At 62.6% G+C, this 12,072-nt stretch carries 6 protein-coding genes and 3 pseudogenes; 5 read left to right on the forward strand and 4 right to left on the reverse strand.

Annotated elements, in window-relative coordinates:
• Nucleotides 1-93 precede the first annotated feature (93 nt).
• The 3 genes and pseudogenes from FHT32_RS33870 to FHT32_RS33880 all read left to right on the forward strand — a co-directional run.
• Nucleotides 94-660 (forward strand): annotated as a pseudogene (locus FHT32_RS33870) (transposase); the annotation flags it as partial.
• A gap of 228 nt (nt 661-888) precedes the next feature.
• Nucleotides 889-1,227, forward strand: coding sequence for a hypothetical protein (locus FHT32_RS33875; protein WP_176668922.1), 339 nt, complete (start codon nt 889-891; stop codon nt 1,225-1,227).
• A gap of 698 nt (nt 1,228-1,925) precedes the next feature.
• On the forward strand, nt 1,926-2,930 hold the full coding sequence (locus FHT32_RS33880; RefSeq protein WP_176668923.1) for a serine hydrolase: 1,005 nt from the start codon (nt 1,926-1,928) through the stop codon (nt 2,928-2,930).
• A 596-nt stretch (nt 2,931-3,526) separates the two neighbouring features.
• On the opposite strand, the gene FHT32_RS33885 is transcribed toward FHT32_RS33880, so the two are convergent.
• Complete coding sequence (locus tag FHT32_RS33885) at nt 3,527-4,942, reverse strand: ISNCY family transposase (RefSeq protein WP_176668924.1); 1,416 nt, start codon at nt 4,940-4,942, stop codon at nt 3,527-3,529.
• 277 nt (nt 4,943-5,219) lie between these two features.
• A pseudogene (locus tag FHT32_RS33890) lies at nt 5,220-5,492 on the reverse strand (IS3 family transposase); the annotation flags it as partial.
• 64 nt (nt 5,493-5,556) lie between these two features.
• Between FHT32_RS33890 and FHT32_RS35545 the strand changes: the two are divergent.
• Together FHT32_RS35545 and FHT32_RS33895 are read left to right on the forward strand one after the other, a co-directional pair.
• Nucleotides 5,557-5,727 (forward strand): annotated as a pseudogene (locus FHT32_RS35545) (IS30 family transposase); the annotation flags it as partial.
• A 657-nt stretch (nt 5,728-6,384) separates the two neighbouring features.
• On the forward strand, nt 6,385-6,831 hold the full coding sequence (locus tag FHT32_RS33895) for a universal stress protein (protein ID WP_176668925.1): 447 nt from the start codon (nt 6,385-6,387) through the stop codon (nt 6,829-6,831).
• A gap of 14 nt (nt 6,832-6,845) precedes the next feature.
• Here the strand turns inward: FHT32_RS33895 and FHT32_RS33900 are convergent, their stop codons facing one another.
• Together FHT32_RS33900 and FHT32_RS33905 are read right to left on the reverse strand one after the other, a co-directional pair.
• Nucleotides 6,846-10,175, reverse strand: a complete 3,330-nt coding sequence (locus FHT32_RS33900) for an EAL domain-containing protein (RefSeq protein WP_176668926.1) — start codon at nt 10,173-10,175, stop codon at nt 6,846-6,848.
• A gap of 287 nt (nt 10,176-10,462) precedes the next feature.
• On the reverse strand, nt 10,463-11,995 hold the full coding sequence (locus tag FHT32_RS33905; RefSeq protein WP_176668927.1) for a GGDEF domain-containing protein: 1,533 nt from the start codon (nt 11,993-11,995) through the stop codon (nt 10,463-10,465).
• Nucleotides 11,996-12,072 lie beyond the last annotated feature (77 nt).

Raw genomic sequence — 12,072 nt, forward strand, 5'->3', positions numbered from 1 at the left:
CCACGCCACACCGCATCGCGCCTGTGATCGCAGGTCGTGCTCCACATAAAACGACGCTCGAGATAATGTGCCTTATGCGGAGCTCCGCATAAGGCACACGCGCGCCGGCCGTTCATCAAGGCCGAGGAGTCCATCCCGAAGGCAGCTCGTTCACCCGATCAGCTCGCGACCCGGTTCGTACGGCTGATTGCCAAGCTGTACAGTGCGGAGGCGCTGGCCAGGGACTGGACGCCCGAGCGCCGGCTGCGACTGCGTTCGCGCTACAGCGCCGCCGTTGTGCGCGAGGTCGAACGGCTGCTGCTCACGCACCTGCACGCCGTCGCGCCATCGAGCCTGCTGGGCGAAGCGCTGCAGTACCTGCACGGGCAGTGGCCCAAGCTCGTGCGGTTCCTGGACAACGGCACCTGGCCGTTGGACTCCAACCCGGTGGAGAACGCGATCCGCCCCTTCGTAGTTGGAAGGAAGGCATGGTTGTTCGCCGACACCCTCGGCGGTGCCAACGCGAGCGCCAATCTCTACTCGCTGATCGAGACCGCCAAGGCCAACAATGTCGAGCCCTACCGCTACCTCGTCGCGCTGTTCAAGAAGCTGCCGCTGGCGCAGACGGTCGACGACTACGAGGCGCTGCTGCCCTGGAACATCGAGCTCGGCGGGGCGTAGCCCTCCCTGCGCACATCGGCTCCGACACCACGCGCAAGGGCGTGGTTTATTGACTGCTTACAGCGTGCAGCATGTTCGGCAACCGTACTCGTTCGAGCTACCGTGACGTCTGAGCACTCTCAGCGGTCGTTCGAAGGCGGCGCAAAAAGCGATCGATAGCGTTCGGTGGCATTGAGCGCATGGGCCACTGCCGTACTATCGCCATCTCAGAATACCGAACCTCAGCCGATGAAATCGCCAGACAATCAAGAGAAACTTCTGGATGCCATGACCCTGCTGGAGATCGCGAACAGAACCTATCCGTCGATAGACCACTTCTTTTCAAAGTACTCAACGTCCGACCTGGTAAGTGGTGCCCACGACCTTATTCAGTGTGTTTACAGCAATGGCGAATCGTTGATTGAAGACGAAACGCACGAGTTGCTGGCCACGCTTGCGGCGGCTCGAAGTTATATGGATTGCGGAGGGCACCTCTGGAAGCCTTCGGTTGCTCCCCCCGAGCAGGTGGACCATCCCCAAGCGCCATCGAGCCTTCTGCGACGCATTCGCGCGAGATTTGGCGTTTAGAGCACGGACAGCAAACAGTTCTGCCCTGAAGTTACGGCGACAGGCATGTCGCCGTCGACAGCATGCTCCACGCCATTTCGAAGCAGCAGGTGGCCCACCACGCAAGCGTGCGGCGAGCCCGCTGCGACGCATCGGCCAGCATCAGCGGTTGCGGCCCAAACCAGCCGGCTGCGGCGTCGGTAAAATTCCACCAGGAGTGACTCTCCTGCGAGAGTCGAAAGAAGCAAGAATGCACGAATGGTCGATTCTGACTCACCGTATGGGAAACGACATTCGGGAACCTGGTCGAGGTCAGATGTTGGCCGTGCTGAACGAGCTTTTTACTTCTGAACGAGACCACGAACACCCGGATTGTTGCCTTCGCTGCGGAAGTGACGAAGGCAACTTGGGGGCCGTCTCTGTCTACCAGAGCGGGCGCGCCGAATACGTCAAGTACTCGGACTCTGACATGACGACAGAGCTTGAGCGTAGAACGCTCTCCGCGAACAATCCGGCAGAAGCGCTGACGCTCTGGGAAGCTCTGACAGAAGACCGCCTTTGAGACGACAGGCAGCTGGGAGCAGCCGTTCAAGATATCCGGCAACTTTGCCCTGAAGCGTGCATTCGTGCTGATCCCTCCAGTCGCGCTTCGCCGGCAAAATGGAGACAGGGCCGTCGATCAGCGGTGACGCCCTTCAAGATGAAGCGTGAGGGACAAGATGCGGAGATTCATCGTCTGGCTTTGTTCGATGGTTGCGTCCACCGCCTTTGCGCAGGCGTTGCCGCCTTGGCGAGCCTCTACGCCGGAAGAACAGCGCCTGGACGCCGTTGCGTTCGAGAACATCGACAAGGACATCGAGCAGAAACTGGGCGATGTCCAGAGCTTGGTGGTTGTCCTCGAGGGCCGGACCGTACACGAGTACTACCGCGATGGCGACCCGAACGCATTGCGGGACACCCAATCCGTCACCAAGAGCGCCTTGGCGCTCCTGGTAGGCACTGCATTGAGGCGAGGGCAGCTGTCTTCTCTTGAGCTATCGGTTGTCGAGCTTATGCCGGAGTGGCGCGCGCTCAACTCGGATCCTCGCGCGCAGACCATCACGTTGCGACACCTCATGGCCATGACTGCGGGCTTTGCGGTAGATGACCGATCTGGTACTGCAGCACCGCTCACACCGGCTTCCGCTTGGGCAAGGTCAATTCAGTCGGAGCCAGGGCAGCGCTTCGCCTACGACAACAACGGACCGCCCATGGTTCAAGCCGTCCTCGAGCGGGTTACCGGACGACCGATGGCAGACCTCGCACGCGACCAGCTCGTGACGCCTCTTGAAATGAGGGAGCCTACGTACTCTCGCGGCGGCCTTGCTTCCATGAGAACTGTTGACATGGCAAAGCTGGGGCACCTGGTGCTGCTGGATGGCACCTGGGCCGGCACCCCGTTGCTTCCCCCGGGCTTCGTCGCCCAGATGGTCAAGCCTCAAAGTTCGGGCGGGCCGCCCGTTAATTTGCCTTACGGACTCTTTTGGTGGGTGCCCTCGGGCTCCACCTTCTTCGCCAGCGGCTACTCTGGGCAGCTCATCTGGGTTCACTCGCCTCTTCGCTTGGTTGTGGCAGTGACATCCACGATTTCGCCGGACAGTGCGCATCGCGGGCAGGCCCTGACGCTCGCGCGAGGCCCGGTGTTTCAAGCCGTTCAACGGCGACTGGCCTTGTCTCCGAAATAGGCCTGAAGAGGCCGTCAGATTTAGGAGCCACTCCAGACGTACGACCGGCTCCGTCCCCAAGACAGTACTTCGTCAACTACCTTGGGGTGCTCAAGTGTGAGCAGTCGACCACCTCGCGATCGACTACAGTCAACAAGAACTAGTTCGGTCACCGGACCGCACATGTGTTGCATCGGAACATCTGGTCGCGCGGCGCGACTTTTTTCACGACCGAGGTTTGCCGGTAGTTGATCTCGAGCTGAGAAGATGCAGTGCACTGGATATGTCTCTCGTAACGGCACATCCAGCATGAGTAGCCCTGCACAACACATACTTCTCGCGAGAATATGAGAGCTCTCTGCCTGATTTTGAGCATAGCCGCATTGGCTGGCTGCGCTTCTAATCGTCCGACGACGAACGAAACCTCTGCGGCGAACCTTCCACGGGCGATCAGCGCGTTTGAGGAAATCTGTCAGTTTTGTCAAGGCCAAGTTCAGATGTCGCATCTCTGGCCAAATAGAAATGTCGCATTTCTTCTTTCTGGAAGTTCTCTAGCGAACGCAGTGACTGCCTTGCATCTGCACAGGCTTGGCTTGCCACCGAAGGCATCATGATCGTCATTTCAGCGCTGCCCGATGGGTCGGCGCGGGCGGCTTGCAAACGCTCATCACGGCCAGCTCGAGGTCTTCGGATGTGAACTGCCTCGAGCGCTTGGTGCCGGGCAGAGCCTTGCGAGGGTAGGGCGCCTGCCCCTGATTCGTGCGCGAGGGCGTGCTCGATTTCCTTCGATCGTCGCGCTGGCTCTGGATCACCAGGGCGGCCTGCAGTGCATGGCTCAGACGCTTGTTCTCCACGATGGCAGCCGTGTCCACCTGCGGCAACCTGTCGTAGCGCTCGTAGGCCAGACCGACGCCGTCCGCGCGCAGTTCAATACGGCCGTCCGGATACTCGTAAACATCGATGTAGCGATGGATCAGCTTGCGGTTGGCCGGCGTGTCCTTCAGCAGGTAGATCACGCGGTCGTGCTGCAGCGTCAGTGAGAGTGACACCTTGCGCTGCAACCGCCAGGTGAAGATCAGATCGAGATCTTCGTCAGCTCGCACAAGCCGATGGGCATCGAAGTCCCGTTTGGCCGGCTTCGCAAACCGGGCGTTAAAGTCAGCGATGAAGTGCGGCGCAAACGCATTCGCTGCCTCGCGCGTGCTGATCCCGCGCAGGCGCAGCTCCTTGACCAGACGGTCCTGCAGGGTCAGGTTGGCGCGTTCCACGCGACCCTTGGCCTGGCTTGTGTTGGCACACATGATGTCGATGTTCAGCTCGAACAGTGCACGGCCGTATTGCGTCGTGCCGCGGCCGAAGTCGGTCGAGTCGCGCGCTGAACGGAAGATGGTGGCCTTGTCGCTGTAGAACGCCACGGGTTTGCCATGTTCCTCGAGGTACGACCGCGTGGCTTCGAAGTACGCGAAGGCCGACTCGGTCGGCACGAAGTGCAGCTGCATCAATCGGCTGGTCGCGTCGTCGACGAACACCAGCAGCGTACAGGCCGGCGCGCGGTCTTCGAACCAGGCATGGTCGCTGCCATCGATCTGGATCAGCTCGCCCAAGCACGAACGACAATTCCTTGGTTGATGGATCTTGGGGGCGCGCTGTTTGCGGGGCGTCCAGAGACCTGCGGCTGTCATGAGCCCGCGTAAGGTCTCAACGCCGATCTTCAGCCCGTGCAGTTCCGCGAGCTTCTCTGCGGCCAGCGTTGGGCCGAAGTCAGCATAGCGCTCGCGCACGATCCTCAGCGCCCGATCTGCCACGCCAGCGCTCAGCTGGTTATTGCTGGGTTTGCCGCGTTTGCGCGAGACCAAGCCTTCAGGGCCGTCATCACGGTAGCGCTGCGCCAGCCGCGCTACCTGGCGCACCGTGAGCCCCAGACGCGCCGCGGCCTGCGCGGGTCGCAGCATGCGATCCATCAATGCCTGCATCGTTTTGATGCGGTCGACTTCGCGCATTGTCATAGTGATCGTCGCACTTGGCTGGGCCATCGCGCCACCTCGAATCCCACACAGCGGAAGCGCCACGATGCGACATTTCTACTTGGGAGAAAACGGACATTACTACTCGGGGCCTACAACGGCGATTTACACAATTATGATTATGTTAAATAAAAGAAAGGCTCGAATCACCGGCTATGTGCCAGACGGGTGAAGTAAATCTTTTGACAACGCGATGTCCTACGGCGCCGCGTGCTTACGGCGTGCTGGGCGCCCCGCGTTGGCGAAGAGCACCAAGTGGGCTGCTGCCGGTCTCATAGACACCGACCTAAGCTTTTTGAGCTTTCTCGAACTCTATGGGACTGACGAAGCGGAGCGTCGAATGACGGCGCGTCGGGTGTAGAACCGCTCGATGTAGTCGAACACATCGGCGCGGGCCTGTTCCCTGGACCGGTACACCCTTCTGGCCGTGCGCTCAGTCTTCAGTGAATTGAAAAAGCTCTCCGTGGCCGAGTTGTCCCAGACGTCGCCCGCGGCTCATGCTGCACGTGATGCCTTGCTCCTTAAGCAACTCCTGGAAGTGCTCGCTGGTGTACTGGGTGAATTCAACCGGTCGTCGCAACACTTTCAATCATGGAGGTGTTATAGGAAGACCGGCAGGTTGGATGCGGGAGTTGACGGGGCGATCGACAATGCGCTCGCCCGGTGCTCCTTCGCTTCGGCGAGAAGCGGAGCGACAGTTCTGGGCGCAGATCGCAACTGGAATCACGAGCGAGAAGGCAGCTGAGGCCGTAGGCGTCTCTCAGCCGGCTGTCGAAGACCTCCTGCACCATCGCCAGGTTTTCGCGCGCCGTGGCAATCGCCAGAGACTTGCTACGGCTTGCCGTGTGCAGGTGCTGCTGCCCTGCCCTCGCAGCCACAGCGTTCATTGCGGGACCGCTGATGCGTCGGGCCTGCCCGTAGGGCCGGTGCACTAGGCCACGCAGATGCCGGGTATGCCTACCTTCTGAAAGAGATGCGGGACACCGCGGACAGCTTCATCGTCGATGAGCATGCTGCCCCTCGGTCGCCGGTTTCTTTTGTGACTCGAACTTGACCTTACCTGCACAGTCGCAGGTCAAAGGCTGGCCGACATCCGCCGAAAAAGCTCTGCGGCAAATCCCGGGAGCGTTCAAACATTCTCTGCTCCGCCGAGTGATCAACGCCTGGGGAACACGAAGACGAAAGGGTAGAAATGACCTGCGAATTCAGTCTACACGAGGCTGTCCAAGGCGATGCGCGAGATCAGCAGCAGCAACGCGCAGCAGGTTGCGCGGACCGTGGCGCCACTGCGGCCTGTGCTTGCTCCGCCCTCCTCTATCACCTCGAAGGGAATCCCCTTTCCGAGCGACTTCTAGAGGGGACTGCCCAGATTCTGACCTTGTGGGCCTGAAAGCTGCGGACTAGACTAATCTACAGGGGCACCCGCGGTGCCGGGGGCCGAGGAGCCTGCCATGTACAAGCGGATTCTTGTCGCAACCGATGGCTCTGATTTGTCGGTGCGCGCGGTGGCCACAGCCATCGATCTGGCCCTGCTGAGCGGCGCGGAGCTGGTGAGCGTGACGGTCGTGCACCAGCAGCCCTACGGCTACTTCGAGGGCTCGATAGTGCTCAATCAACGAGAAATCGAAACCATGCAGGAGCAGTCGGATGCCACAGCCCAGCGGCTGGTGAGCGTTGTCCAGTCCACCGCGCTCGCTAAGGGGGTTCGCAGCGCACAAGCCATGGTCATGCGATCGAACCAGATCGCCGAGGCCATCATCACCGCGGCCAAGAATCGCCAGTGCGACCTGATTGTCATGGCGTCGCACGGACGGCGCAGCCTGGCCCGCCTGCTGTTGGGCAGCGAGACCCTGCACGTGCTGACGCACTCGCACATCCCGGTGCTGGTACTGCGCTGACGACGTGCGCCGCATCAGGCGGCCGATGACGGAACAAGCCGGCTGTGCAAATGACGGGCCATGAAGTCGCGCGCCTCGTCGGTCGGCATCGGCTTGCACAGCCAGTAGCCTTGGACCTCGTCGCATCCGCGACGGTGCAGGTAGTTGAACTGCGCATCGGTCTCGACGCCTTCGGCCACGACCTTCATGCGCAGCCCGTGGGCCAGGGTGATGATTCCGTCGATGAGCGCGCGCGCGTCCGCGTCCTGCGAAAGGTCGTTGATGAAGGAGCGGTCGATCTTGACCGTCGACAGCGGAAAGTGCCTCAGATACGACAGCGAGGAGTACCCCGTGCCGAAGTCGTCGATGGCCAAGCCCACGCCCATGTCGCGGATGGTCCGCAGCAGCTTCGCCGCGTGGTCGGGGTCCGCCATCATGGCGCTCTCGGTGATCTCCAGCTCCAGCAGCGAAGGATCGAGTCCGGATGATTTCAGGATGGTTTTCACGTCCGCGATGAGCGTTCGGCTCTCGAACTGCCGCGGCGACAGGTTGACACTGGTCAGCACCGGCGGCAAGCCGAATTTCTGCCATGCGAGCGCGTCGGCGCAGGCCTGCTCCAGCGCCCACGTCCCCATCGACACGATCAGGCCGAGCTCCTCGGCGATCGGGATGAACTGCACTGGCGGAATCATGCCCAGGACCGGGTGGTGCCAGCGCATCAGCGCCTCCACGCCGACGATACGCCTTGTCTGCATGTTCATCTTCGGCTGGTAGTGCATTTCGAGCTCGCCACGCTCCAGGGCGTGACGCAGCGCGCTCTCCAGCATGAGCTGCTCTGAGCTCTGCGCATTCATCTTGGCTGCATAAAAGCGGTAGGTGTTGCGCCCCTTTTCCTTGGCGCGGTACATCGCGGTGTCGGCGTTCTTCAGCAGCGTCTCGGCATCGCCGCCGTTCTCCGGATAGATGCTCACGCCTACGCTGGCGGTGACGTGAAGCTCGCGTCCTTCAATCACGAAAGGCTCTGCACAATGCTCGAGGACCCTTTGCGCGATCACCGCCGCGTCGTTGGCTCTCTCCAGGTCCTCTATCAGGAGCACGAACTCATCGCCGCCGAAGCGCGCCACGACATCGGTATTGCGCAGCAAGGCCTTGAGGCGTTGGCCGCAGGTCTTGATCATCTCGTCGCCGACGCCGTGGCCCAGCGTGTCATTGATGTGCTTGAAACGGTCCAGGTCGACGAACATCACGGCGAACTGCTTTTGCTGGCGATTGCTGCGCCTGATGGCGACAGCCAGCTCGTGCTGCAGCGACGAACGGTTGAGCAGCCTTGTCAGCTCGTCGTGGCTGGCCATGAAGCGAAGGCTGCGCTCGGCCAGCTTGCGCTGCCTGTACTGGGCGATCTGCAGGGTGATGACACGCAGCGACTCCAGTGTCTCGCTCTCGACGGTGGAAGGATTGACGCTGAAGAGCTCCAGGGCCGTGGTCGCGGCGGGGGCGACCATCGGCACGATGAGCCCGGTGGTCAGTCCCGCCTCGCGGGCCATCGCGTCGCGCACGAGATGAGCCGGCGACGCCTGCGTGTCGACGCGTACGACGCCACCGATACCCAGGGCGCGGCCCAACGAGCCTTCCTCTGGCCGGTAGGCGAGCGCTCGACTGTCGCGGGAGAACTTCATTACCGCAGCTCCCTTTTTTGCGGCATGCCAGGCGGCATCACAGCGGGCCAGGCCATCTTCGCCAACGCTCCACAACGCCGCACAGTCCCAGCGCAGATCGGTGCATATCGCCTCCAGCGCCAGCGCGATCACCGTCTCGGTCCTGCCGTCGCCGGCCAGCAGCTGGGCGATCTTGTATTCGAGCTTCTGGCGCAGCGCATCCTTGCGGGGGCGCGTGGCGTCACGCAATGTGCCGCGCACCAGCCTTCTTCCCCCGTCTTCTCCGGACTGCGCGATGACGTGGAGCCAGCGCTCGGTGCCGTCGGACAGGCACACGCGGTGCTCGAATTCGAAACGCTCCATGGACTCGGAAGCCTGCGTGATCTGCCGGTGGACCGCCGGTCGTTCCTGAGCCGGAACCCGCGAAAGCAGCGCGTACAGATCCAAGGGCGAGGCGTCGTCCTCAAAACCGAGAATGCGCCGGGCCTCCTCGGAGCATTGCAAGGCTCCGCTTCCAGGGTCGAGGGTCCAGCTCCCCAGGCTGGCCAGGTGCTGGGCTTCCTCTAACTGCCGTTCGCTGGCGCGCAGATTGGTGGTCATCTCACTCGCCAGCACCTGGGCCCGGCTGCGCGAGGTGTTCAGCGAGAGGACGATGCCCGCGATCAGTGTGCTGGTGGCCAGTCCGCCGAGAAGGACGAGCCACGGGATGATCCTGTCCAGCGGCCCGAAGACCTCGTTTTCGTCCTGGTCGACCTCGATCAACCAGGAGTGACCACCGAGCTCGAAGCCGAGCATGCGCTTGAGGCTGCGTGCGGGCGAAGCGAGCGCGGCGGGCGTCACCAGCGCAGCGCTGTCGAACAACAATTGATGCTCGCCGTACGCCCTCGGCGCCACGAACCTGGTCTCGACGCGCGTGCCGATCGGCGCCGTACCGGCCCCCGCATCGGCAAGGCGCAATCGCAGCGTTCGCAAGCGATCCGGATTGACCACGTCGCGCAGCATTCCCGCAATGCTGAAGCCCGCGCCCACGGAGCCCATGTAGGCACGGCGGCGCTGCTCGAGCGTATCCAGCGGCATCTGCGGCTGATAGACGGGCAGCCGCATCGCCAATCCGATGTCGGCCTCGCGCCCGGGGATGCGGACCTTGCGACCAGAGGTGACGAGCCCGCCCGTGTCGCGCCCCTGTTCGAGGGCATTTCCCCGGTCGGGCATCGCACCCAGATCATTGCCCAGCAGCTTCCCGTTGCTGGCCTGCGGTTCGATGTAGAGCAGTGGATAGTAGATAGTCCGCTCTCCGGGCGGCTTGATGGTGAAGCCTGGGCCAAGGTCTGCATCGAAGCCCGCCTCACGGCGTACCCGCTCCTCGAAGGCCCTCTTCTCGTCGGCGGTCACGAAGGGGGCGTAGCTGACGGCCTGGAAGCCAGGGTACACGCTCGGCAAGTTGAGCCCCTCGACGTAGTCCCTGAAATCGCTGCGCGTCACGCCCTCGGGGGTGTTGAATCGCGCCCGAAGCCCGGTCAGGACGGCGACATAGTCGTCGAACCTGTCTTCGACCTTGCGCGCCAGGTCGAGGGCGGTGGCGCCGAAGCGCGTCCGCGCGCTGCGCTCGATCTCCTGGTGCACGGAGATGCCGAGGGCGACCGACAGCGCGGCACCGACTACAAGAATCGCCAGCGGCAGGCGATTCTTGACCCAGATGGACATTGACATGGGATTCACCCCTCCGTCGATGGCTCAGGCCATTGCATCGTTGCTGCAATATATAGAGGCAGCGCAGCCGCGTCACGCAATTCAGCATGGATGTCAGCGCCCTCGTTCGACCGGTGCTTTTGAGCATCGACCCTCGAGAGCTACCCAGGCGGAAGGACGCCTGTTTCCGCTCTGGTTCCCAAGGGACAAATAGCAGGCGGTGTTCCTGTGGAAAGAACCGTCTCCTGCCCTGCCCCACTCAAAGCGGCCCGGCTCGCGCGAGAGGCTCCAGGTCGCAACTGCGCGATTCAGGAGACGGAGGGGTGCGCGGCGGCGCAGACGCGATCGCGCCCTTGCGTCTTGGCATGATAGAGGGCCTTGTCGGCGGCTTCGATCAGTTCCTTCGACTTTGCGCTCGAGTCGGCAGGCTTCAGCGCCTCCACGCCCGCGCTGAGCGTCACGAAGCCATTCGCCATCGCCGCGTGAGGGATCTTCAGGTCACGCACGGCATTGCGAATCCGCTCGGCCAGGTGGACTGCCGCCTGCACATCGGTATGGGGCAGCAGCACCGCGAGTTCTTCTCCGCCATAGCGCGCCGCCAGATCGCCCGGCCGCTTCGCGGCGACAGCGGCGACCGCGCGCCCGATCTTTTGCAGGCACTCGTCGCCCGCCGCATGCCCATAGATGTCGTTGTATTGTTTGAAGCAGTCCACATCGATCATGATGAGTGCTAAGGTGCTGGCGTCGCGCACCGCCCGAGAGATTTCGGCATCCAGCGTCACATCGAACTTGCGCCGATTGGCAAGACCGGTCAGCCCGTCTTCCATCGCCAGCGTGTTGAGGGTGGTGTTCAGCGTCTCCAGTGCATCCCGCGCCCGCCGCAACTCAGCCTCCGTCTGGATCTGCAGCTGGAACTGCTTGACGAGGCGCCATCCGACGCCCCCGACGATCAACACCAGCAGAACCACGCCTGCGGAGTGCCACAGCGTCTCGCGCCACCAAGGGGCTAGGATTTCCTCCTTGGAAAGCGACGCGGCGACGAACAGCGGATAGTTCGGCAGGCGCCGGAAGCTGTTGAGGCGCAGAACCCCGTCCTGCGCGGACCGGATGTAGGCCGTACCCACCGGCCCCTGCGACCGGTACGCCTGAAAGAGCTCGCTGCCGCGCATGTCGCGCCCCACCATGCCCGGATTGAACGGGCGCCGCGTGATCATGGTCCCGTCTTCGCGTATCAGTCCCAGGGCGCCGGCCTGCCCGATGTCAAGGCTGTCGAAGAAATTCCCGAAGAAGTCGACCCGGATGGTGGCCAGTGCCACCCCCGCGAAGCTGCCATCGGCATGGTTGATGCGCCGCGAGATAGGGACCAACGACCTGCCGCTGGTTCGGCTCGTCACCGGCGTGCCAACGTGGGGCCGGCGGCTCGTATTCTCACGATGGAACCGGAAGTACTCTCGGTCGGCGTTGTTGAGGTTTTGCGGCCAGATCTGCCGGGAGTTCGCGACCCAATTCCCGGCCTCGTCGTATACGTGGAGCCCGTCCAACTGCGGAAGCTCGGCAATGCGTTGCGCGAGGAATTCGCGAAGCCGCGCAACCTCGATGGGTCCTGCCCCGTCGGATTCGATCCTCTCGACAATGCCGATGAGCACCGTGTCGGCCAGCTTGATCTGATCGTCCGCTTGCTGCGCCATGGCGCGTGCGAGGTTGGAGGTCGCCACGCTCATCTGCCGCAGGTGGAGCTGACGGGACTGCCAGCTGTTCCAGCCATCTATCGCGACCAAACCCAGGCACACGATGGTCACGAAGACCACCGTCCTGAGCGTGATGGACGGTCGTCGCAGCACTGCTTACTCTTGCGGTGAGAGGGCCATGAACGGACTTTGACACATTCGCAGCGATTTGGAGAGGCGTGGTTGCAGTG

This window comes from Variovorax sp. SG517 (assembly GCF_013376045.1).
GTDB lineage: Bacteria > Pseudomonadota > Gammaproteobacteria > Burkholderiales > Burkholderiaceae_C > Variovorax.